Below are 20,596 nucleotides of genomic sequence, written 5' to 3' on the forward strand. Positions count from 1 at the left end.
TTTGGCGCATGGGGGGAAAGCGGTCAATGGGACCAAAAGTTCTGAACCGGTAAAGCCCTTGGTCATCGTGGGGTGACTACCTATTACAGACATTGCGCGAGGGCGCGGGGCCAAGAAGGATCGATATGCTGCGTAAGTTGTTGTTTTTACTCGGCTTGACTGCGGCTGGCATGGCCGTCGCGCAAACCGCGGCGTCAAATGCTCCTTCTCCAACCCCGGCTCCGACCACTGCGCCCGCTGCTGCGAAGGTCGATGCCGACCCCGCTTTATGGGTGGTCAAGGACAAGGACACGACGATCTACCTGTTCGGGACGATCCACGTGCTCAAGCCCGGCCTATCGTGGTTCGATGACGGCGTGAAGAAGGCGTTCGATTCGAGCGATGAGCTGGTGCTCGAAATGGTCCAGCCCGACCAGGCAACGATGCAGAACATCATCTTGAGCAAGGCATATAGCCTCAATGGCCCGACCTTGATCGAGCGCCTGCCGGAAGCCGATCGCGGCAGCTATCTCAATGCCATGAACTCGCTGGGCATTCCGCCGGCGGCGTTCGATCGCGCCCAGCCGTGGTTTGCTGCCACCAATCTGTCGCTGCTGCCGCTGATGAAGCTTGGCTACGATCCCAAGAGTGGGCCGGAAACCGTACTGACGGCGGCTGCCGCCACCGAGAAGAAGGCGATCGAGGGGCTGGAAACGCCTGAGCAACAGATCGGCTACCTCGCCGGCCTCCCCGACAAGGTGCAATTAGCGTTCCTCGAATCGACCCTGAAGGAGCTGCCCAAGACCGCTGAGACGATGGACGGCATGGTCTCCGCCTGGTCGCGCGGCGATCCCGGCGCGTTGGCCAAGTATATGAATGACGGCCTCGACGATTCGCCGGAGCTCGCCAAGACGCTGTTGTTTGACCGCAACGCGCGCTGGGCACAGTGGATCAAGGCGCGGCTTGGTAAGCCCGGCACCGTGTTCATTGCGGTCGGCGCCGGTCATCTGGCCGGCGACAAGAGCGTGATCGATCAACTCAAGGTGTTGAATATCAAGGCGAAACGGGTCGCCTACCGATGACACGCGGGCGCCAGCGCCTTGCCGCGCTCGGCGCCGTTCTGCTGGCGCTCGCCGGGTGCGGTAAGCCGCCGGTCGAGGCGCGCCCGGCGATGTGGCGAGTCAGCGATGGCGACACGACTATCTATCTGCTCGGCAGCATCCACCTGCTCCCAGCGAACGTCCGCTGGCGGACGCCAATAGTCGAACGCGCGATCGCCGAGTCCGATACCCTGGTGCTCGAAAGCTCGCCCGACGAGCAAACCGACTTCCGCGCGATCGCGACAGGCGTCGGACTCAAGCCAGCCGCCGATCGTGTTTCCCCGGGGAAACGTCCTGTCCTGGAGGAGATGATCGCGCGATCGGGAGCGTCACGAGAAACGCTGGACAGCTATAAAGACTGGGCATTGGCAACCACGCTTGCGGTCGGCGACGCGGTCGCCAGTGGCGCCGACTCTCGCGAAGGTGTTGAAGCGAAACTTTGGAGTGCATTCGCCTCAGCCGGGAAAACGCGCCTGGCATTCTATCACGCAAAAGACCAACTTGCTCAGCTCGACAGCCTGCCCGAATCCGACCAAAGGAAAATGCTGGGAAACATTCTCGAAGGAAAAGGGAATTATGAGGAAACATTGAAGGCCTGGACGACGGGCGATATGGCGTCGCTCGAGAAGACGGCCGAGTGCACGCCGCTCGAGGGGAAACTCGTCGGCCAGCCCAATGTTTACTGGTCGCGATGGATCGCCGCACGGATGAAGCAGCCGGGAACGGCGCTGGTCGCGGTCGGGCTGGGCCATATGGCCGGCCCCTATGCGCTGCCCAAAATGCTCGCCGCGCGCGGATTGAAGGTCGAGCGGATCGAGTGACCGGATATCGCTTGTTGTCCGTGGCCGCTAGGTTGGGGCTTATATTCCCGTCGTCATCCGCGCTTTCGCGGGGATGACGAGCTTGGAAACGGATCGCTTCAAGAACAACGGCTTATTTGGATTCTCAACGGCGATATTATACAATGCGTACCCATCAAACACGATAGGTGCTAAGTGAGCTAGCCGCCCTCGCGGCCATTATCGGCGCTATTCTTCAGCACCGGACGCAGCGCGCGATCTATGTCAGCGGCACCATCGGTAGGGCGTAGTTTTCCAGCGTCGATTAGCTTTTGCGCCTCGCGCTTGAAATGCTCGCGCTGATCCTCTGGACTTCGCCGGGTTTTCTTTTCTGGCACTACGCCCGCGCTCCACTAGCTGTTTGGTAGGTGAGACGCTTGCCAACGATGCCCTTGAGCTGATCGTCGACGCGGTCGCTGTCGTTATAGTCAAGCGCGACGCGGAAGCTGTAGCGAAAATAAAACTCCGCCAGATAGCGGTGCAAGTTGTTCTCGTGGCTGTATAATAACGCCATTCTCAACCTAGCTGTCCTTGTCGTCCCTAGCCTTGACGCCATTCTGCCAACCTTGCTGCCAGGCGAGCATGAAGGCGCCCTTTTTATAGGGCGACACGCTTTCCGGCCTGCCCCGCTTGCCAGCGGCATAGCCTTCGCTCCATGCTTTATCCTGCGGGCCGGCCATCTTTTCCTCCATGTTTCGACCGCCATAGGGCGGCCCTGAGGGCGGCGATACGGGTTCGCGCGGACAAACTCAAACGAACCCGCACAAGAACCTATGCTTGCACTCCCCGCCCCTTCCGGCTACAGGCGCGCGCTTCCGTTCATGGTCATCCCTGGAGGCGTGTGCGGAAATCCAAGCAAACCGCATATCGGAGATTACCATGAGCGACCAAATGACGCTCGCCGCCGAGACGCGCGACCGTGGAGGCAAGGGAGCCTCACGTGATCTGCGCCGCAATGGCCGCGTGCCCGCCGTTATCTACGGCAACAAGCAGGACCCCCTCTCGATCCACGTGGAAGAGAAGGAGCTGGTCCGCCAGCTGATGACCGGGCATTTCATGAATTCCGTCGTGATGATCGACGTGGACGGCAAGCCCACGCGGACCTTGCCCAAGGACGTCGCGTTCGACGTCGTCACCGATCGTCCGATCCATGTCGACTTCCTGCGCATCGGCGCGCACACCACGGTTCACGTCAACGTGCCCGTCGTGTTCGTCGACGAGGAAGAATCGAAGGGCATCAAGATTGGCGGCGTGCTGAACATCGTCCGTCACGATCTCGAACTGGTGGTCGATTCCGCCGACATCCCGAGCGAGATCCAGATCTCGCTCGCGGGCCTCGACGTCGGCGATGCGATCCACATCTCGAACGTCAAGCTGCCCAAGGGCGCGACCTCGGCGATCGACGATCGCGACTTCACCATCGCCACGATCGTCGCACCGTCGGCGCTGAAGTCCGAAGCGGTCGAGCAGGCGGCTGAAGAAGCCGCGCTGGCCGAGGAAGCATCGGCCGAGCATGCCGCCGAAGTCGAGGCTGAAGCCGAGGCCGAGGAAGCCGCCGCCGATGGCGAGGCCAAGGAAGGCGACGCCGAGTAAGCATCTGCCTTTACTGCCGAATTGATTGGGGCGCCGCGATCCACTGGATCGGGCGCCCCTTTCGCGTCTAGGGATATTTCATGCAACTCTGGGTCGGTCTCGGAAATCCCGGCGCGCAATATGCGATGCACCGGCACAATGTCGGCTTCATGGCGGTCGACGCGATCGCCGAGGTGCACGGCTTTGGCCCGGTCAAGAAGCAATTCCAGGGCTGGACGCAGGAAGGGCGGATCGGGTCGGACAAAATCCTGCTGCTCAAGCCGGCGACCTTCATGAACGACAGCGGCCGCTCGGTCGGCGAGGCGATGCGCTTCTACAAGCTCGAGCCCGAGGACGTGACGGTGTTCTATGACGAGCTCGACCTCGATCCGTTCAAGGTACGGGTGAAGCGCGGCGGCGGTGCTGCCGGACATAACGGCATCCGATCGACCATCCAGCATATCGGCGACGCCTTTCGTCGCGTCAGGATCGGCATCGGTCATCCCGGCCACAAGGACCGCGTAACCGGTCATGTGCTTGGGAATTATGCCAAAAGTGAGATCGAGCCGCTGACCGACCTGCTCGGCGCGCTGGCCGCCGAGGCCGACTGGCTGGCCAAGGGCGACGACGCTCGGTTGGTGAACGACCTGGCGTTGCGGTTGCAAGACTAGGAAACGACGTTCGCTAGCTCGCCGTCGAATCCATCCAATATCAGTCAGGATTGCTCGCCTATCTCGCCGCTCACTGCCTTGGGAGAGCGAGTCGTGAAGCCTGCGTTTGTGCTGAGTGCGCTGGTAAGCGGCCTGCTGATCGGTGGTATGCTGATGACGGCGTCGGCCGGTGTCCCGCCCGCGGCCGCCACGACAGCCGCGGCCAACCGATAGACGCTTGCATCGTCGCGCGCTGCGTGCTTCGCCCGGCCGCGTGACCAGCCGCGATCTCTTCGCCACCCGCTTCTACGACGCCCCGCTCGGCGACGATGCGTTGATCGCCGAGCTCGCCGACGCCTGTCGCGATCTCGCCGAGCAGGACCGCGCCGGGCGCGGCTGGTCGAAAGAGCATGGCTATCGCGGCTATACTTCCTACGCCTCGCTCAACGACCTGCCGCTCAGGGACCCGCGCTTTGGCGATCTGGTCAAGCTGCTCGACCGCCATGTCGCCGCCTTCGCCAAGCATTGCGGCTTCGAGCTCGGCAAGAAGCTCAAGCTCGACAGTTTGTGGGTCAACGTCCTCAAACCCGGCGGTACGCATTCGGGGCATATCCACCCGCATTCGATCGTGTCGGGCACGGTCTATGTCGCGGTGCCGCCGGGATCGGGCGCGCTCAAGCTCGAGGATCCGCGCCTGCCGCTGATGATGGCGGCGCCGTCGCGCCCGGGGACGTTCGTCTATGCCGAGCCGAGCGAGGGCAGCGTGTTCCTGTGGGAAAGCTGGCTGCGCCACGAAGTGATGCCCAACGCCGCGAAACAGGACCGGATCAGCATCAGCTTCAACTATCGCTGATCGCGCGATAGAGTCGTTTTCAGCTGCGCTGTATCGGTGCCAGCCCGCTCCCCCACCCGGCCGCCCATAGAATACGCTGTTGGGCCAAGCGCGACGATTTGCTCGCGCTACTGCTCGAAAGCTCGGGCGGCATGCCCGGCTGCTTAAGCTATATCGTCGCCAAAGACGCGAAGGACCCCGACGCGATCTGGATCACCGAGGCATGGGACAGCAAGGAGCATCACGACGCCTCGCTGAAACTGCCGCGGGTCCAGGCAGCGATCGCCAAGGCACGGCCGCTGATCGCGGGCTTCGATTCGGGAGCGGAAACCGAGCCGGTCGGCGGCATCGGCCTGAAGAACTGATCAGAAAGCGAACCGCGCGGACGCCGTCGCAACGGGGTTGAGGCCGAATCCGCCGTCGCGCACGCCAGCGGCGCTCCAGCGGCTCGGCCGCGTCGGCATGATCGCGCGATCGCTGAGCGCGCCGCCTTCAAGGCCCAGGACGAACCCCTTCGATACCTCGCGATCATAGCCCAAGGTAATGGCCGGCGTGGAGCGCCGGAACCCGCGCGACAAGCTGCGGCCGCCACGAGTCATGTGCGGGTCGTAGAGAATGCCGCCGGTCGCCTGTTCGGCCGCGATCCAGAAATTGGGCCGCGCGAAATAGCGCGTGCCGACCGACAGCCGGACGCCCGATCGCTCGGTCGGGTAGAGATCGATCATGCCGCCGACGAAGCGGGGACGGACCATCTCGTCCAGCGGCGTATAGCCGCCGCGATAGACGATCTGCGGCCCCAGTCGGGGTGACCTGGTGGGCAGCAATCCGATCCTGATCCGCGCCACGACTTTCGGTGCGGACTTCTGCGCTGCCGGTTGGGTGTTACGGGCGTGCGCCGGCTGAAATGTGCACGCCAGCGCGCCGATCAAGAAACCGGCGCAGATCGCCCTGATGACCATCGAACATCCCCTCGAAACACCGCCCGTTTCCCCCCGGCCGGCGCTTCATTCATGGAGAGTGTCACGCCCTTGGTCCGGACGCAACACATCAATATCGCGCTTTTTTTTTGCCGATCGGCAGAAGTGATTGGCCCACGCCCGGAGACATGCGCAAAGTGACGCGTTTGAGCCAGATATGGCGCAGCAACAGATATCGGTGGTCACGCTTGGCGTCGGTGACCTGGCGCGCTCAAGGCGCTTCTACGACGACGGATTCGGCTGGAAGCCGGTGTTCGAGTCAGACGAGATCCTGTTCTTCCAGATGAACGGATTGATGCTCGGTCTGTGGCTGAAGGACCGACTCGCCGCTGACATGCGGCGCGACGCCGATAGCGGCTTCCACGCAATGTCGCTGGCGCACAATGTCGCGCACGAGGCCGATGTCGCGCCGCTGGTCGATCGTCTGGCCGCGCACGGCGGGACAGTCTTGCGCCAGCCCGACGCGCCACCCCATGGCGGCTTTCGCGGCTATGTCGCCGACCCCGACAATCATGTCTGGGAAATCGCCCACAACCCCGCCTGGCCGATCGACGCAGAGGGCCATGTCACGTTCGGAACGTGACCCGACTCCCCGATGAACCGCCGGGCCAGCGCTGATTAATGAACGCGGCGGTATTCTTGTCCGTTCGGGTGGACATCGAGGAGTATGACGCCGTGAACCACATGATTTTTCGTCACCGCAGGCTTGCGACCGCCGCGACCATCGCGCTCGCCGCCGCGCTGTCGGCCTGCGGCAAGGGTAGTGATCAGCAGATGATGGCGGCGACCCCGCCGGCGCTTCCCGCGACCTTGCCGCTCGACGCGAGTCCGTCGACCGCCTGGCCGACCGCGCCCGAAGTCGCAGCACTTCCAGAAGCCAAGCCCGTGCGGACCGTCCGCGTCGCCAATCAGCGCGACTATTACGGCTATGCCGACGCGGCCTATGACTATCAGGATGTTCTGAACGACGCGCCGCCGGATTATTATTTCGACTATGACGGCGTCGATCCCTGGGCGTGGGAAGGCTATGACCAGTCGGTCGTGTTTCTCGAGCCGGTCGATGACGGCTATCGCTATTATTATTACCGCCCGGGCGCCGACGAACCCTATTTCGTCCGCGATCCCTATTATGGCTATGGTTATGACAATGGCCAATTGGCGGTCGTCTATGACAGCTATGGCGCGGTCGTGCCGTATAACGATTATGGCGCGCGGCTTGACTATGCCGGGCGCTATCTGTCGCGTGGGCGCGATCTGTACATGGCATCGCGACACGGCGATCGGCGTGCGGTCAGTGCTGCCAATTGGGCAGCGCGCAGCGACGCCATTTCCGCTGCGCAAGCGCGTTGGTCGATGGTCCGCGAGCGTCAGCCGCAATGGCGCGATTACAGCAGCCGCGTGAGCCCGACCCAGGCCAATTACTGGCGCGAGGAAGGCGTCCGCCGTCAGGCCGACGCCCGCCGTTTCGCGGCATGGCGCAGCGATTCGTTCCGCAGCCCGCCGCCCCCCCGCGCCATTCCCGCGACCTGGACCTCGGCAAGCTGGGCGCGCGACCAGAAGCGGTTCCTGCCGGCCAGGGACGATCGCGAGCGCTTCGCCGCCAATGCCCAACCTAATCGTGGCACGCCCAACGTACCGCAGGCATTGTTCGGCAATCGCCAGCGGATCGAACCGGGCAACCGGCCGGCGAACGTCGCCGCGCCGCAAGCCAACGACCCGCGCCGCCAGGCGATCATCGCTGCCCGCGAGCAACAGCGTCCGGGCACGGGACCAATGCGTGCGATTCGCGAACCGCAGGGCAACGCCGCCGCCGGCCGCTTTGCGCCACGGCCGCAGGCGCAGCCTAGTTCGCCACGCATTGCGGGGCCCCAGGGCAATCCCAACCGCGCCCAGCTCGCGACTATGCGCGACGACCATGGGATGCGGGGCAACGGCCCGCGCTTCCGCGCGCAGCCCCAGCCGCAGCCGCGTGCAGTGACGCCCAGGCCGCAGCCCCAGGCCGGCCGCGGTAGCCAGCGTCCTCAAATGGCTATGTCGCGTCCCGAGCCGCGCGCCGCGGCGCCGCGCTTCCAGCCGCGCGTCAACGGCGGCAACGATCGTCCGCGCTTCCAGGCTCCGCGCCCGCAACCGCAAATCGCAGCGCCTCGGCCGCAGGCACCGCGGTTCGGCGGTGGCGGCAATGGCGGAATGCGCCCGACACCGCAAATGAACCGGCCGGCCTTCCAGCCGCGCGCGCCGCAAATGGCCCGGCCAGCGCCGCAAATGGCTCGCCCTGCACCGCCGCCACGCGCTGCCGCTCCGGCCGCGCCGAGGGGCGGTGGTGGAAATGGCCGCGGCGGCGATCACAAGCACTAGGATCTCTCGACCTAAATAAGCCAGCAGCGGTCCGAGCAAGCGCTCGGGCCGTTGCTCGTGCTCACGTAGATCGCCCAATCCTTGCCAGCGCGTGGCCGGGCGAGTAGGCGCCGGGCCTTCCCCCGAAAGCTTGAGGACGAATTACATGGGTTTCCGTTGCGGCATTGTCGGCCTTCCCAATGTCGGCAAGTCGACCTTGTTCAACGCGCTGACCCAGACGGCGGCGGCGCAGGCGGCGAACTATCCGTTCTGCACGATCGAGCCGAACGTTGGGAACGTTGCGGTACCCGATCCGCGGCTGGACAAGCTCGCGGCCATCGCCGGCTCGGCCAAGATCATCGAGACCCAGCTCGCCTTTGTCGACATTGCCGGACTGGTCCGCGGCGCGTCGAAGGGCGAAGGGTTGGGCAACCAGTTCCTCGGCAATATCCGCGAAGTCGACGCGGTCGTCCATGTGCTGCGTTGTTTCGAGGACGGGGACGTCACGCATGTCGAGGGCAAGATCGACCCGATCGCCGATGCCGAGACGGTCGAGACCGAATTGATGCTCTCCGACCTCGAGAGCCTGGAAAAACGGGTACCCAATTTCGCCAAGAAGGCAGCGCAGGGCGACAAGGAAGCGAAGATCGCGGCGAGCGTGCTCGGGCAAGCGCTCGATCTGCTACGCGACGGCAAGCCGGCACGACTGACCCAGCCCAGGGATGCCGAGGAAGCCAGGGTGTTTGCGCAGGCGCAATTGCTGACCGCCAAGCCGGTCCTCTATGTCTGCAATGTCGAGGAGGCCAATGCGGCGCATGGCAACGCGCATTCGGCGCGCGTGTTCGAAAAGGCCAAGGCCGAGGGTGCCGAGGCAGTGATCGTCTCCGCCGCGATCGAGGCCGAAATCGCGACCATGCCCGCCGAGGATCGCGGCGAGTTCCTGGCCGAGCTAGGGCTGGAGGAAACCGGCCTCGCCCGCGTCATCCGTGCCGGGTACAAGTTGCTCCACCTCCTCACTTTCTTCACCGTCGGGCCGAAGGAAGCGCGCGCCTGGACCGTCCATACCGGCGCCACCGCGCCCGAAGCAGCAGGCGAAATCCACACCGATTTCGAAAAGGGCTTCATCCGCGCCGAGACGATCGCGTACGACGACTACGTCGCGCTCGGCGGCGAGAGCCGCGCGCGAGAGGCGGGCAAGCTCCGCGCCGAGGGCAAGGCGTATGTCGTCCAGGACGGCGACGTGATGCACTTCCTGCATAGCTGAGCTGCTGCCGCTATTTGATCCCGTGCGCGTCGAGCCAGGCGAGCGTGCCGGGCATTTGGTGCTCGACCGCAATCTGACGCAGCGACTTGCCGTCCTCGTTGCCAGACGGGTCGGCGCCGGCATCGAGCAGGCGCAATACGATTTCGTCGGTCCAGCTACTGAAGGCGGGCGACAGCCCCTTTCTGTCCTTAACGTCGGCGCGGGCGCCGGCGGCCAGGAGGATGTCGACCAGAACCGGGCTTTCGAGCCCGAATAGAGCGTTCTTGCCGTCGCCGCCGCGGGCGTTGACGTCGACGCCGAGCGCGATCAATCCACGAACTAGATCCTGGCGAGCGGCCAGTTCATCTCGGCATACAGCATATTGATCGACGGCGATCGCAAGCACGCCCGGCACCGGCGGGCCGATCGCCGATTCGGCGTCTGCGAGTGCCGCCGATAACGTCCCGTCGGCACCGGCTCCGCTGGGTGACGTGGGCGACGACAACCTGGCCTTCGGATCCACTCCGGCGTCGACCAGTGCGCGGGCGACCGCAACGTCGCATCCACCGCCTCCGTTGACGAAGGCACTGCGCAAAGCGTTACGATCTGTTTTCGCCGCCCAACCGCGATCGAGGAGTGCGCGCGCGGCGATCGCATGTCCGCGTGAAACGGCTTCCACCAACAAAGTCGAACCCAGCGGCGCGGCGACCGCACCCTGCGCCTTGGGTTTGTAGGGTCGGTCGAGTGGCAAACCTGCGGCGATCAGGTCGACCACGACCTGATCGCTCCCGGCGCCCAGTGCTTCGATCGCAAGCTCCGCCGCCTGATCGTCCGCCGGGTCAAAACCCTCTGCTTTCAACGCAGCCAGCGTCTCGCCATTGCCCGACACCCAACGAGCTGTGCCCGCAGCGTCGTCGATTGCTTGTTCGAGGGCTTTGGCGGCGGGCGGCAGCCCGGCGGCAGTTCCGACATAGTCGGTGACCGTCATCTCGCTCGAACCGCTGGCGAAACGAACGACCTGCGTGGGATTGTCGGTGACCGAATAGAAATACTCCTTCTTCAGCCCGAAGAAATGCGCGTCACGGAACTGCGCGATCAGCGCGTCGAGCGTCGCTCGGTCGATTTTCGCGCGATGCGCACCCCCCACCAGTACGCCAGGGCGGCCGAAGGAGAATTCACGATGCACGCCCGATACCGGGTCGGCGGGCGCCTCACTGGTCGAGAACACCACATTGCCGGCACCGTCGATCGAGACCTTGTAGTCGGGACACGAACCGTAACAGGCCGACCGTGTCAGTTCGATCTTCAGATGCGCATAGTCGATCGCTGGCAAAGGAGCGTCGGGCTTCGCCCAGATCGGTTTCAAACGCGGCTCGATTTCGATCCTGGCAATGGCGACCACCGGCCGTCCGGCATAAGTGAACGGGCGGAATTTCCATCGCCGCGCCGCAGCCAGCAATGCCGCTGAACCGGGCTGTTTGTTCCCGTCGTAGGAAATATGGGCGTCGGTCACGTCGCCGTCAGGCGAAACCGTCACATCGATCCTCGTCCCGCTCAAGCCAGCCTCATCGGCTTTGTCGACTTCGATCGTGTCCGGACCAGAGAGTTTGTGCGACATGGCGGTTTCGTCCGCGACACCGATCACCTGCGACTGCGTGGCGGGTGACGCCGTCAGGAATCCCGCTAGCGCCAATCCTGCTGCACGAATCATCCGCCCCTCATTGTTATGTTACACCATATCAATAATACACCGAATCAGCCCGCGTCAAACGCTATCAGGATCGGGCATGGCCCGGACTCGGCACTGGCGCAGTCACGCGCCAATCGCGCGAGCGCTGCGCGCGCCTCCTGCAACTCGGCGATCTTGGCATCGAGCGCGGCGATCCGCTCGGTCGCCAACGCGCGTACCCGGGCGCGGTCATCGGTGGCATCGAGCTCGAGCAATTCGGCGATCTGCTCGAGCGTGAACCCCGCGCCTTGCGCCGCACGGATGAATCGAAGCCGTTGCACGTCGGGCGCGCCGTAGCGGCGTATGCCACCATAAAATTCGTCGCGAGGCGGCTCCTGCAACAAGCCACGGCGTTGATAATAGCGGATGGTCTCGACGCCGACCCCACCCGCCGCAGCCAATTTACCGATTGTCATTCCTGCCATGCTCGATTCCGTACCAAGGTACGGAATCGAGTCAATTGAACGAAGCGGAGAGCGTGATTCGGAAACCACCCTCTCCGCTCCAGCTTGCGCCTGAAACGGCGGCCCGGCATGGCGGACGTGGATCGACCAAGGAGTCGTTGATGCGCTGGATTGCCCGGGCCGCCTTTCTCGCCGCCGTTGCTGCATTGCCGGGTTGTGCAGGGGCATCGCCGCCGCAGAGCGCGGCAAGCGCTCTGCCCACGCCGGTTGCCGAAGCCGAGGCGAAGGCACCGGTCACCGTCCTTGTCTCGATCGACGGCTTCCGCGCCGATTATCTCGATCGCGGCGTGACGTCTAATCTCAGCGCGCTCGCCGCCGCCGGCATCAGCAGCGCGATGCGGCCGAGCTATCCGTCCAAGACGTTCCCCAATCATTGGACCCTGGTCACCGGACTGCGCCCCGACCGCACCGGCATCGTCGCCAACAAGATGCTCGACGCATCGCGGCCGGGCGACACCTTCACCATGGCGTCGGACGACCCGTTCTGGTGGAACGCCGCGGAACCGATCTGGGTAACCGCGGAAAAGGCCGGGATCCGCACCGCCACCGCTTTCTGGCCGGGGTCGAACGTCGCCTGGGGCGGCGAGCGTTCGAAGGAGTGGCCCAATCCGGTGACCGGCGGCACGCGGCCCGAGGATTGGCTGCAATTCAACCAGGCGCTGAGCGACCGCCAGCGCGTCGACAGCGTAATCGACTGGCTGCGTCGCCCGGCCGGGACGCGTCCGCGCTTCGTCACGCTCTATTTCGACGAGGTCGATACCGCGGGTCATGAATTTGGTCCGGACGACCAGCGCACCACCGACGCGGTCGCCAATGTCGACAAGGCGATCGGCCGGCTGCGCGACGAACTCGCCAAGCTTGGCCAGCCGGCGAATTTCGTCATCGTCGCCGATCACGGCATGGCGGCGATTTCCCAGGACCGGCTGATCGTACTCGATGCGTTCAGCAATCCTGACGATTATGACGTGGTCGAGGACGGGGTCTATGCCTCGATCAATCCCAAGGCCGGCAAACAGACGGCGGTCGAAAAGGCGCTCCTTGGCGCCCATGGCCAGCACCTCATTTGCTACCGCAAGGCCGAGGTGCCGGAACGCCTCCATTATGGGAAGAACCCGCGCGTGCCGGCCATCCTCTGTCTGCCCGATGCGGGCTGGACGGTCGTCGTCCACTCACCCAAGCGCAAGGTCGAGGGCGGCGCGCACGGCTATGACAATGACGCGCCCGACATGCGGGCGCTGTTCGTCGCCAGCGGCCCGGCGATCAAGCCGATCGGCAAGATCCCGACCTTCGACAATGTCGACGTCGCGCCGCTGCTGCGCGACCTGATCGCGCTGCCGCCTGGTCAGGGACTCGATGGCGACGACGCGCCCTTTCGCGGAGCCTTGGCAAAATGAGCGACGGTCTCAAATATTTCGAGGATCTGGTGGTCGGCACCAAAGCGAGCTTCGGCCGCTACGAAGTGACTCGTGATGAGGTGGTCGAGTTCGCCTCCAAATACGACCCCCAACCGTTCCACTTGTCTGACGAGGCAGCGGCGCAAACCTATTTCGGGCGATTGTCGGCCAGCGGCTGGCATACCGCCGCCATGGCCATGCGGATGGCGGTCGAGAATATGAAGGGCCAGCGCTCGGCGAGCCTCGGCTCGCCGGGAATTGACGAATTGCGCTGGCTCAAGCCGGTCTATCCGGGCGACGTGCTGCGCTGCGAGACCGAGCTTCTCGACAAGCGCGTATCGCAGAGCCGCCCGGAAATGGGCATCACCAAGGGCCGCACCACGGTGTTCAACCAGCATGACGAAGCGGTCATGACCTTCGTCGCCAACGGGCTGATCCGGACACGGCCCCAGGAGAATTAGTATTTAGTGGCCGCGGTGACGCCCGTCGCCGTCATTGCTGCGTCGACCATCGTTACCGCGCCAACCTCCGTTGCCGCCGCCATTACCACGCCAGCGATAGCCGTCGTTGCCGCCTGTCCGCGGACCGCGCTGGAAGCCGCGCCATTCGTCGCTGCGACCCGTTCCGCGCCATTGCGAGCCGCGGTTCTGCCAGTAACGCTGCTGGTTGCCGTCCCAACGATGCGGGCGACGATAGCGATCGTAGACGTAATAGCCGCTGCCGGGGTAATAATAGCCCCCGTACCAGCCATAATAAGGCGTGCCGTAGCCGCCGTCGTAAAAGTCGCTGTAATAGTCGCCGTAATAACCTGGCGAGCCATAGCCGATACTGACGCCGCTATAGCCATAGCCGTCATCGACGCAGCCGCCCAGCGAGAGCAGCGACGCTGCACCCAACACCATGATGCCGATCTTCATTGAAACGTCTCCATACTCCGGAGCCGCGGCAAAAAACGCGCCGCTGCCACTAAGCGGATAAAACGATTCGGAGGCGAAATCAGTTCCGCTTGGGCCGTTTCAGCCCAATCGGGCCGGTCAATGCCCTTCGAAGGCGAATAGCGAGGTGACTTGGACGCCATCACCGGCGAGCGCAGCCGCCCCGCCCAGGTCGGGCAGGTCGATGACGAACTGGACCTGGTCGACCACCGCGCCGGCCTTGCGCAACAAGCGGATCGCGGCGCGTGCGGTGCCGCCGGTGGCGATCAGATCGTCGACCAGCAGCACGCGCTGGCCGGGCACCAGCGCGTCCTCGTGCATGGTGATGCGATCGGTGCCGTATTCGAGTGCATAATCCTCGGCGATCGTCACGCCGGGCAGCTTGCCGTCCTTGCGGATCAGCAGCACGCCGGCGTTGAGCGGCACGGCGAGCGCGGCGGCGAACAGGAAGCCGCGTGCTTCGATCCCGGCGACGAGGTCGACCGGGCCCTCGACGGCCGCCGCCATGCGCCTGATGGTTTCGGCCAGTCCCTGCGCATCGAGCAGCAACGTCGTGATGTCGCGGAACATGATCCCGGGCTTGGGAAAGTCCGGGATCGTGCGGATCAGCGCCTTGAGGTCGTCATTAGCGTGGGTCATCGCGAACTCCGCGCGAAGATGACGATGGAAGATGGGGCGGCCGTTGCCGGCCGCGCCCGATCAATGCTTCACGTCGCGCCAGATGTTCCGGTACGCGCCGAACGCCAGCAGGCTCGAGAACAGCAGGAAGATCACTGCCATGAAGCCATATTGGTGACGCGTTTCCAGATTGGGATCGGCGGTCCACACCAGGAAAGCAGCCACGTCGCGCGCCATATTGTCGACCGTCGGCTTGGTGCCATCGGAATATTGCACCTGGCCTTCGGACCTGAGCGGCGGCGGCATCGCGATATTGAGGTTGGCGAAATACGGGTTGAAGTGCAGCCCGGTCGGCGTCTTCGCCTCGGGGAATTCCTTCAACAGCGCCGCGGGCTGATCCTGATAGCCGGTCAGCAGCGAATAGACATAGTCGGCGCCGCCGTGACGGGCGCGAGTCATGTAGCTGAGGTCGGGCGGGATCGCGTTGTTGTTGGCCGCACGCGCCGCAATGTCGTTGGCGAACGCCAGCGGGAAGCGGTCGGCCGGCACGCCCTTGCGGGTCGCCGCCTCACCCGTGTCCGGGTTGATCGACGGGATATTGTCGAAGCCGGCGGCAATCGCCTTCACCTGGCCTTCGCTATAGCCGAGCCCGGTGAGGTCGCGGAACGCGACATATTTGAGCGAGTGGCACGCCGCGCAGACTTCCTTATAGACCTGGAAGCCGCGCTGCAGCTGCTGCTTGTCGAACTTGCCGAACACACCCGCCGAACTCAGCCCCGCATCGCGCGGATGCTTGTGGAACTCGGTCTCGGCGGACTTGGGCGCACCCGTCCAGATCTTGGGCGTGCTGTCGGTCGCGACGCCCCACACGGTGATGACCAGTGCGATCGCGAGCACGCCCGCAAACGCCAACCCGACCAAAGCTGCAATCCAGCGAACCATCTGTCGTATATCCCCTATAGCTCGCTCAGCGCGCCAGCGCGGTTTCGGCTGGGCTCGTCCCGCCCTTGCCGGCCAGCACTGCCTCGGTGATCGAATTCGGCAGCGCCACCGGGCGTTCCGTCCGCGCAATCCACGGCAGGATCACCAGGAAGTGCAGGAAGTAATATGCCGAGCAGACCTGCGCCACGATCACGTACACCGGGTCAGCGGGCGAACCGCCACAATAGCCCAGGATCAGCACGTCAAGGACCAGTACCCAGAAAGCGATCCGTGCCTTGGGCCGGTAATTGTTCGAGCGGATCGGCGACGAATCGAGCCACGGCAGGAAGAACAGCAGCAGGATCGACCCGAACATCGCGAGCACGCCCCACAGCTTGGCCGGCAGGATGAAGTCCGAGGTGAACGAGCGCAGGATCGCGTAGAACGGCCAGAAATACCATTCAGGGACGATGTGCGCCGGCGTCTGCAACGGATTGGCCGCGATGTAATTGTCCGGGTGGCCGAGCATATCCGGGAAGAAGAACACCAACGCCGCGAACAGCAGCAGGAAGACGCCCAGTCCGAAGCCGTCCTTCGCGGTGTAGTACGGATGGAACGGCACCGTGTCCTGCTCACCCTTGACGTCGACCCCGGTCGGGTTGCCCGACCCAGGAATGTGCAGCGCCCAGATGTGCAGGATGATGACCGCCGCGATCACGAACGGCAGCAGATAATGGAGCGAGAAGAAGCGGTTGAGCGCGGCGTCGTCCGGCGCGTAACCGCCAAGCAACCATACGCGGATCGTCTCGCCGATCCCCGGGATCGCGGAGAAGAAGCCGGTGATGACCTGCGCGCCCCAGAAGCTCATCTGGCCCCAGGGAAGCACGTAGCCCATGAACGCGGTCGCCATCATCAGCAGGAAGATGACCACGCCGAGCAGCCACACCATCTCGCGCGGTGCCTTGTACGACCCGTAATAGAGCCCACGGAAGATGTGCGTGTAGACGACGATGAAGAACATGGACGCGCCGTTGGCGTGCGCATAGCGCAGGAACCAGCCGGCATTGACGTCGCGCATGATCGTGCCGTTGATCGACGAGAAAGCGGTCGCGGCGTCCGAGTGATAATGCATCGCCAGCACAATGCCGGTGACGATCTGGATCGCCAGCGCCGCGCCGGCGAGCACGCCAAAATTCCAGAAATAATTGAGGTTGCGCGGCACCGGATAGCCGGCGCCCACCGCATTGTACGCCAGGCGCGGCAGCGGCAGCTTCTCATCGAGCCAGCGCATGAACGGCTGTTTCGGCTCGTAGTGATTGGCCCAGGGGAAACTCATCTTCTTCTACCCCCTTAACCGACCAGAACCGCGGTCGGTGACGTGAACTTGTACGGCGGCACGGCGAGATTCTTCGGCGCCGGCCCCTGACGGATGCGCCCGGCCGTGTCGTATTGCGAGCCGTGGCACGGGCAGAAATATCCGCCGAACTTGCCGCGATTGTCGCCCTCGTTGATGCCGAGCGGGATGCAGCCCAGATGGGTGCAGACGCCGAGCGTGATCAGCCAGTTCTCATGCCCCGGCTGAGTCCGCTTCTCGAGCGTTTCGGGATCGCGCAGATCCGACAGCGGCACCGCATTGGCCTCGGCGACTTCCTTCGGCGTCAGGTTGCGCACGAACAACGGCTGTTTGCGGAACGTCGTGATGACGCCCTGACCCGGCTGGATCTTCGACAAGTCGACCGTGGTGGTCGATTCCGCGAGAACGTCGGCCGACGGGCTCATCTGGTTGATCAGCGGATAGAGCACCGCGACCGCGCCGGCGGCGGCGGGAAACGCCACGGCGGCAATGTTCAGGAAGTCGCGGCGACGCGGATCGCTCACGCTATCGGGCGACTCACCCTCCGGAATCACATCGTCAACGGTCGCCATTCACCTGCCCTTGCACTTCAAATCCGGCGGCGGAACGCTCGGGGAACTAGCCTTTAGGAGGCCGCGCGCCCGCCAGAACCCTTCCGTCCCCACGGAAGTTGGGCGCCTGATAGACACGGGCATGCCGCTTTGCCAACGGGTTTTTATGCGCATCGCCCTTCACCAGCCCGACATCGCCGGAAACGTCGGCACCATCTTGCGACTGGCGGCCTGTCTTGGCGTGCCGGTTGATCTGATCGAACCGATGGGATTCGCCTTTTCCGACCGCGCCTTGGCGCGCGCCGGGATGGACTATGCGGCGCAGGCCGAAGTGACGCGCCACGCCGACTGGCCGGCGTTCGAAGCGGGCGTCACGGGGAGGATCGTCCTTTTATCCACCCTGGGCGCGGTGCGGCTCGACGCGGCAGAATTCGAACCCCACGACATCTTGCTGCTGGGAGCGGAGAGCGCGGGCGTGCCGCAATCGGTCCATGATCGGGCCGATCTTAGAGTCATGATTCCGATGCGGCCGGGCTTTCGGTCCTTGAACGTTGCGGTTTCCGCCGCCATCGCGCTGGGCGAAGCATTACGACAGACGAAGGGATGGCCCGAATGAAGGAGCTGGACGTCGAACAGGCGACCGCGAAACAGTGGTTCGAGCAGCTCCGCGACCTGATCTGCGCCGAATTCGAATCGATCGAGCGCGAAGCGGGGTCCGACGCACGGTTCGACTATATCGCCTGGAACCGGGTCGATCCGTCAGGCGCCGATGGTGGTGGCGGCGTGCGCGGCGTGATGAAAGGCAAGGTGTTCGAGAAAGTCGGCGTCAACGTCTCGACCGTCGGTGGCGCGTTCGACGGCGAGTTCGGCAAGACGATCCATGGCGCGGCCGACGATCCGACCTTCTTCGCGACCGGAATCAGCCTGGTCGCGCATATGGCCAATCCGCACGTCCCTGCGGTGCACATGAATACGCGCTTCCTGGTCACGACCAAGCGCTGGTTCGGCGGCGGCGCCGATCTCAACCCGCCCTTGCCGGTGGCGGCAGACACCGCCGATTTCCACGAGACGCTCAAGGCGGCATGCGATCGCCATGATCCGGCGCATTATCCGCGCTTCAAGCAATGGGCCGACGATTATTTCTATATCCCGCATCGCAAGGTGCATCGCGGCGTCGGCGGGATCTTTTACGATCATCTCGAGGGCGATTTCGCCGCCAATTTCGCCTTCACCCAGGAAGTCGGCCGAGCATTTCTCGACGCGTTCCCGCGGATCGTGCGGCGGCGGATGGGCGATACTTTCACCGATAGCGACATCGCCGCGATGCGCGAATGGCGCGGCCGCTATGCCGAATTCAACCTGGTCTATGATCGCGGGACGCTGTTCGGGCTCAAGACCGGCGGCAATATCGATGCCATTTTGATGAGCTTACCGCCGGTCGCTACCTGGTCCTAAGCCGGCGATACGCCGCGACCTGGACCAACGCCATGGCGATCCCGCCCAGGCCGGTGATCGCCGCTGCGATCACGTCGACGATCGCGCGCGCGATCGGATTGGGCGCGTGAACCACCATCCAGGCGTCGACTTGCTCGAACGGCCAGGTCGCAATCGTCATCGCCAGGATCACCGTCATCACCGAAGCGGCGAGCGCGAGCGTGTTGCCGCGTGTCAAATGCAGGCTGCGGGTGATTGCCCTCAAGGCACCGACGGGGGCTTCGGCCAACAAGGTCGGCGCCAGCGCGATCGTTCGCGCCAATACCCAGAAGACGATCACGAAGAACGCGGCCATCAGCAGCGGCACCGCCTGCGCCAGCAACAGGGCTGCCGCGATCGGCACGGCGATGATCAGTCCCGCGAGCAGCAACAGCGGATAACGCCGCGCCGCGGCCATCAATGCCTTGCCCGCCGGCGGGTGGTCGCCCGCCAGGTATAAAGCGACGATCGCGAACTGGCCGAACAGCACGACCGCCTGCGCCGCGATCTGCCAGCCGCCGTAATTGACCATCCATTGGGTGAGGCCCTGTTCATAGGCCGCCATCGTCACCGATCCCGGCACGGCTTCGCCTGTCGCGGGCGGCGCGGGCATGTTGGGGATGAACATCGCCATCGCCAGCGCGGGCAGGAAAACGAACAGCCCCCCCACCGCCGTCAGCACTTCCCAATCGCGCCGCCACAATCGCCAGGCATCGCGCATCAAAGCCGGAAAAGTGACCCTCACACGCCCTCGCGTGCCGACGTCGCCGCCAGATAGACTTTAGCCATGAAGCTCGACTGGACGACATAATAAGCCGTCGTCACTAGCCCGCCCAGGATCGCGACGATGATCGAGCCGATCGCGAACGGCCCGGCGGTGGGATCGAGAAATCGGAACAAGGCCCCGAATACCGAGGTCACCGCAATCGACGCGACGCCGACGACCAGCCCGAACAGCAGCACGACTCCGAGCAGCTTCCAGGCGATCCCCCGGCTCAGCGCGAACGAGCGGCGCAAGGCAGACACCACCCCGCCTTCCGCCGCCACTACGGGAACGAGCAGCGTGCTGAACCTGACCGAAACGAAGATGGCGACGATCAGCCAGACCAGGCCGTAAAGACCGATGAACCCGGCCAGGGCCGGCGAAATATCGGGCTTCGGGCCGGGGGAGGCACTGGTCAGCGCGGTCAGATCGACCCCGCTTGCGACCAGCGCGAGGATGATCGGCAGGAACAATAGGACGAGCACGGTGAACAGGATCAGCAGGGCCAACAGATAGTGCAGGAAACCACGTGTCGCGATCGATTGCGCCACGCCGCGTCCGGCATCGGGCCGCAGCGCCAGTGCGGTGATGGCGAGCTGGCCCCACAACATCGGCAGCAGCAGCGCGAGCACGATAGCTTGCCCCAGCCCCGGTGCGACTGCGGTGCCGGCAAGCTTGATCGCGCCCGATATCGATTGCGGCACGAAGATCGTCAGCAACGCGACCGGCACCACCGCGCCGAGATTATCGCTGAGGAACTCGGTGGTACGATCCCAGACGTTTCCCATATTGACCATATGCGGCCCCCGATTTCCCACATGCCGACCCAGTCGTCGGCCCGAGGACGCTTGACTAGGGCGTGTGCTCA

The 20,596-nt window shown here is 64.3% G+C and carries 24 protein-coding genes and 1 pseudogene; 13 read left to right on the forward strand and 12 right to left on the reverse strand.

What is annotated here, in order from left to right:
• Window positions 1-170 precede the first annotated feature (170 nt).
• Window positions 171-1,061 (forward strand): TraB/GumN family protein, encoded by an 891-nt coding sequence (locus AC1DSD_RS21780; RefSeq protein WP_478033046.1) that lies wholly within the window; start codon window positions 171-173, stop codon window positions 1,059-1,061.
• Window positions 1,058-1,900: a TraB/GumN family protein gene (locus tag AC1DSD_RS21785; protein WP_478033047.1), complete on the forward strand. Its 843-nt coding sequence runs from the start codon at window positions 1,058-1,060 to the stop codon at window positions 1,898-1,900. Before AC1DSD_RS21780 ends, AC1DSD_RS21785 begins: the two co-directional genes overlap by 4 nt.
• Before the next feature lie 355 nt (window positions 1,901-2,255).
• Here AC1DSD_RS21785 and AC1DSD_RS21790 read toward each other — a convergent pair.
• A pseudogene (locus AC1DSD_RS21790) lies at window positions 2,256-2,420 on the reverse strand (IS1595 family transposase); the annotation flags it as partial.
• A gap of 19 nt (window positions 2,421-2,439) precedes the next feature.
• The gene (locus AC1DSD_RS21795) at window positions 2,440-2,598 is read right to left on the reverse strand and encodes a ribosome modulation factor (RefSeq protein WP_478033049.1); all 159 of its coding nucleotides are present in this window, start codon (window positions 2,596-2,598) and stop codon (window positions 2,440-2,442) included.
• A gap of 199 nt (window positions 2,599-2,797) precedes the next feature.
• On the opposite strand from AC1DSD_RS21795, the gene AC1DSD_RS21800 reads away from it, so the two are divergent.
• The 4 genes from AC1DSD_RS21800 (at window position 2,798) to AC1DSD_RS21815 (ending at window position 5,337) form a co-directional block, all read left to right on the forward strand.
• Window positions 2,798-3,511 (forward strand): 50S ribosomal protein L25/general stress protein Ctc, encoded by a 714-nt coding sequence (locus AC1DSD_RS21800; RefSeq protein ID WP_478033050.1) that lies wholly within the window; start codon window positions 2,798-2,800, stop codon window positions 3,509-3,511.
• Between the two features lie 80 nt (window positions 3,512-3,591).
• Window positions 3,592-4,161: an aminoacyl-tRNA hydrolase gene (gene pth, locus AC1DSD_RS21805; RefSeq protein ID WP_478033052.1), complete on the forward strand. Its 570-nt coding sequence runs from the start codon at window positions 3,592-3,594 to the stop codon at window positions 4,159-4,161.
• A gap of 253 nt (window positions 4,162-4,414) precedes the next feature.
• Window positions 4,415-4,993, forward strand: coding sequence for a TIGR02466 family protein (locus tag AC1DSD_RS21810; RefSeq protein ID WP_478033127.1), 579 nt, complete (start codon window positions 4,415-4,417; stop codon window positions 4,991-4,993).
• 98 nt (window positions 4,994-5,091) lie between these two features.
• A complete protein-coding gene (locus AC1DSD_RS21815) occupies window positions 5,092-5,337 on the forward strand; it encodes a putative quinol monooxygenase (RefSeq protein ID WP_478033053.1) in 246 nt (81 codons plus the stop codon).
• Here AC1DSD_RS21815 and AC1DSD_RS21820 read toward each other — a convergent pair whose 3' ends face one another.
• Window positions 5,338-5,931 (reverse strand): hypothetical protein, encoded by a 594-nt coding sequence (locus AC1DSD_RS21820; RefSeq protein WP_478033054.1) that lies wholly within the window; start codon window positions 5,929-5,931, stop codon window positions 5,338-5,340.
• A 175-nt stretch (window positions 5,932-6,106) separates the two neighbouring features.
• Between AC1DSD_RS21820 and AC1DSD_RS21825 the strand changes: the two genes are divergently transcribed.
• The 3 genes from AC1DSD_RS21825 (at window position 6,107) to ychF (ending at window position 9,547) form a co-directional block, all read left to right on the forward strand.
• Complete coding sequence (locus AC1DSD_RS21825) at window positions 6,107-6,532, forward strand: VOC family protein (protein ID WP_478033055.1); 426 nt, start codon at window positions 6,107-6,109, stop codon at window positions 6,530-6,532.
• A 92-nt stretch (window positions 6,533-6,624) separates the two neighbouring features.
• A complete protein-coding gene (locus AC1DSD_RS21830) occupies window positions 6,625-8,304 on the forward strand; it encodes a hypothetical protein (protein ID WP_478033057.1) in 1,680 nt (559 codons plus the stop codon).
• Window positions 8,305-8,449: 145 nt separating this feature from the next.
• Entirely contained in the window at window positions 8,450-9,547 is a 1,098-nt protein-coding gene (ychF, locus tag AC1DSD_RS21835) for a redox-regulated ATPase YchF (RefSeq protein ID WP_478033059.1), read from the forward strand.
• Between the two features lie 10 nt (window positions 9,548-9,557).
• Here the strand turns inward: ychF and AC1DSD_RS21840 are convergent, their stop codons facing one another.
• Both AC1DSD_RS21840 and AC1DSD_RS21845 read right to left on the reverse strand, forming a co-directional pair.
• Window positions 9,558-11,237 (reverse strand): DUF6438 domain-containing protein, encoded by a 1,680-nt coding sequence (locus AC1DSD_RS21840; protein ID WP_478033060.1) that lies wholly within the window; start codon window positions 11,235-11,237, stop codon window positions 9,558-9,560.
• 44 nt (window positions 11,238-11,281) lie between these two features.
• Window positions 11,282-11,680 (reverse strand): MerR family transcriptional regulator, encoded by a 399-nt coding sequence (locus tag AC1DSD_RS21845; protein ID WP_478033061.1) that lies wholly within the window; start codon window positions 11,678-11,680, stop codon window positions 11,282-11,284.
• A gap of 140 nt (window positions 11,681-11,820) precedes the next feature.
• Between AC1DSD_RS21845 and AC1DSD_RS21850 the strand changes: the two genes are divergently transcribed.
• On the forward strand, window positions 11,821-13,113 hold the full coding sequence (locus AC1DSD_RS21850; RefSeq protein ID WP_478033063.1) for an alkaline phosphatase family protein: 1,293 nt from the start codon (window positions 11,821-11,823) through the stop codon (window positions 13,111-13,113).
• Complete coding sequence (locus tag AC1DSD_RS21855) at window positions 13,110-13,574, forward strand: MaoC family dehydratase (RefSeq protein WP_478033064.1); 465 nt, start codon at window positions 13,110-13,112, stop codon at window positions 13,572-13,574. The genes AC1DSD_RS21850 and AC1DSD_RS21855 overlap by 4 nt, the downstream gene beginning before the upstream one ends.
• Window positions 13,575-13,577: 3 nt before the next feature.
• Here the strand turns inward: AC1DSD_RS21855 and AC1DSD_RS21860 are convergent, their stop codons facing one another.
• From AC1DSD_RS21860 to petA, 5 genes are all read right to left on the reverse strand, one after another.
• Window positions 13,578-14,030, reverse strand: coding sequence for a hypothetical protein (locus AC1DSD_RS21860; protein WP_478033065.1), 453 nt, complete (start codon window positions 14,028-14,030; stop codon window positions 13,578-13,580).
• Between the two features lie 117 nt (window positions 14,031-14,147).
• A complete protein-coding gene (locus tag AC1DSD_RS21865) occupies window positions 14,148-14,687 on the reverse strand; it encodes an adenine phosphoribosyltransferase (RefSeq protein ID WP_478033066.1) in 540 nt (179 codons plus the stop codon).
• A 60-nt stretch (window positions 14,688-14,747) separates the two neighbouring features.
• Complete coding sequence (locus tag AC1DSD_RS21870; protein ID WP_478033067.1) at window positions 14,748-15,608, reverse strand: cytochrome c1; 861 nt, start codon at window positions 15,606-15,608, stop codon at window positions 14,748-14,750.
• 25 nt (window positions 15,609-15,633) lie between these two features.
• Complete coding sequence (locus AC1DSD_RS21875; RefSeq protein WP_478033068.1) at window positions 15,634-16,923, reverse strand: cytochrome b; 1,290 nt, start codon at window positions 16,921-16,923, stop codon at window positions 15,634-15,636.
• Window positions 16,924-16,937: 14 nt separating this feature from the next.
• The gene (gene petA, locus AC1DSD_RS21880) at window positions 16,938-17,513 is read right to left on the reverse strand and encodes a ubiquinol-cytochrome c reductase iron-sulfur subunit (RefSeq protein WP_478033069.1); all 576 of its coding nucleotides are present in this window, start codon (window positions 17,511-17,513) and stop codon (window positions 16,938-16,940) included.
• Between the two features lie 145 nt (window positions 17,514-17,658).
• Here petA and AC1DSD_RS21885 point away from each other — a divergent pair, with 145 nt between their 5' ends.
• Window positions 17,659-18,108: a tRNA (cytidine(34)-2'-O)-methyltransferase gene (locus AC1DSD_RS21885; RefSeq protein WP_478033070.1), complete on the forward strand. Its 450-nt coding sequence runs from the start codon at window positions 17,659-17,661 to the stop codon at window positions 18,106-18,108.
• The gene (hemF, locus tag AC1DSD_RS21890; protein ID WP_478033071.1) at window positions 18,105-18,947 is read left to right on the forward strand and encodes an oxygen-dependent coproporphyrinogen oxidase; all 843 of its coding nucleotides are present in this window, start codon (window positions 18,105-18,107) and stop codon (window positions 18,945-18,947) included. The genes AC1DSD_RS21885 and hemF overlap by 4 nt, the downstream gene beginning before the upstream one ends.
• Here the strand turns inward: hemF and AC1DSD_RS21895 are convergent.
• Window positions 18,934-19,710 (reverse strand): hypothetical protein, encoded by a 777-nt coding sequence (locus AC1DSD_RS21895; protein ID WP_478033072.1) that lies wholly within the window; start codon window positions 19,708-19,710, stop codon window positions 18,934-18,936. The genes hemF and AC1DSD_RS21895 overlap by 14 nt on opposite strands.
• Window positions 19,707-20,525, reverse strand: coding sequence for a hypothetical protein (locus AC1DSD_RS21900; RefSeq protein ID WP_478033073.1), 819 nt, complete (start codon window positions 20,523-20,525; stop codon window positions 19,707-19,709). The genes AC1DSD_RS21895 and AC1DSD_RS21900 overlap by 4 nt, the downstream gene beginning before the upstream one ends.
• Between the last annotated feature and the right edge of the window lie 71 nt (window positions 20,526-20,596).

The sequence above is a fragment of the Sphingomonas sp. P4_D12 genome, from assembly GCF_056401895.1.

Coding starts and splice junctions, on each gene's coding strand:
- AC1DSD_RS21780 (WP_478033046.1), top strand. CDS start 171: ATGGCCGTCGCGCAAACCGCGGCGTCAAATGCTCCTTCTCCAACCCCG.
- AC1DSD_RS21785 (WP_478033047.1), top strand. CDS start 1,058: ATGACACGCGGGCGCCAGCGCCTTGCCGCGCTCGGCGCCGTTCTGCTG.
- AC1DSD_RS21795 (WP_478033049.1), bottom strand. CDS start 2,598: ATGGCCGGCCCGCAGGATAAAGCATGGAGCGAAGGCTATGCCGCTGGC.
- AC1DSD_RS21800 (WP_478033050.1), top strand. CDS start 2,798: ATGAGCGACCAAATGACGCTCGCCGCCGAGACGCGCGACCGTGGAGGC.
- pth (WP_478033052.1), top strand. CDS start 3,592: ATGCAACTCTGGGTCGGTCTCGGAAATCCCGGCGCGCAATATGCGATG.
- AC1DSD_RS21820 (WP_478033054.1), bottom strand. CDS start 5,931: ATGGTCATCAGGGCGATCTGCGCCGGTTTCTTGATCGGCGCGCTGGCG.
- AC1DSD_RS21825 (WP_478033055.1), top strand. CDS start 6,107: ATGGCGCAGCAACAGATATCGGTGGTCACGCTTGGCGTCGGTGACCTG.
- ychF (WP_478033059.1), top strand. CDS start 8,450: ATGGGTTTCCGTTGCGGCATTGTCGGCCTTCCCAATGTCGGCAAGTCG.
- AC1DSD_RS21840 (WP_478033060.1), bottom strand. CDS start 11,237: ATGATTCGTGCAGCAGGATTGGCGCTAGCGGGATTCCTGACGGCGTCA.
- AC1DSD_RS21845 (WP_478033061.1), bottom strand. CDS start 11,680: ATGGCAGGAATGACAATCGGTAAATTGGCTGCGGCGGGTGGGGTCGGC.
- AC1DSD_RS21850 (WP_478033063.1), top strand. CDS start 11,821: ATGCGCTGGATTGCCCGGGCCGCCTTTCTCGCCGCCGTTGCTGCATTG.
- AC1DSD_RS21855 (WP_478033064.1), top strand. CDS start 13,110: ATGAGCGACGGTCTCAAATATTTCGAGGATCTGGTGGTCGGCACCAAA.
- AC1DSD_RS21860 (WP_478033065.1), bottom strand. CDS start 14,030: ATGAAGATCGGCATCATGGTGTTGGGTGCAGCGTCGCTGCTCTCGCTG.
- AC1DSD_RS21865 (WP_478033066.1), bottom strand. CDS start 14,687: ATGACCCACGCTAATGACGACCTCAAGGCGCTGATCCGCACGATCCCG.
- AC1DSD_RS21870 (WP_478033067.1), bottom strand. CDS start 15,608: ATGGTTCGCTGGATTGCAGCTTTGGTCGGGTTGGCGTTTGCGGGCGTG.
- AC1DSD_RS21875 (WP_478033068.1), bottom strand. CDS start 16,923: ATGAGTTTCCCCTGGGCCAATCACTACGAGCCGAAACAGCCGTTCATG.
- petA (WP_478033069.1), bottom strand. CDS start 17,513: ATGGCGACCGTTGACGATGTGATTCCGGAGGGTGAGTCGCCCGATAGC.
- AC1DSD_RS21885 (WP_478033070.1), top strand. CDS start 17,659: ATGCGCATCGCCCTTCACCAGCCCGACATCGCCGGAAACGTCGGCACC.
- hemF (WP_478033071.1), top strand. CDS start 18,105: ATGAAGGAGCTGGACGTCGAACAGGCGACCGCGAAACAGTGGTTCGAG.
- AC1DSD_RS21900 (WP_478033073.1), bottom strand. CDS start 20,525: ATGGTCAATATGGGAAACGTCTGGGATCGTACCACCGAGTTCCTCAGC.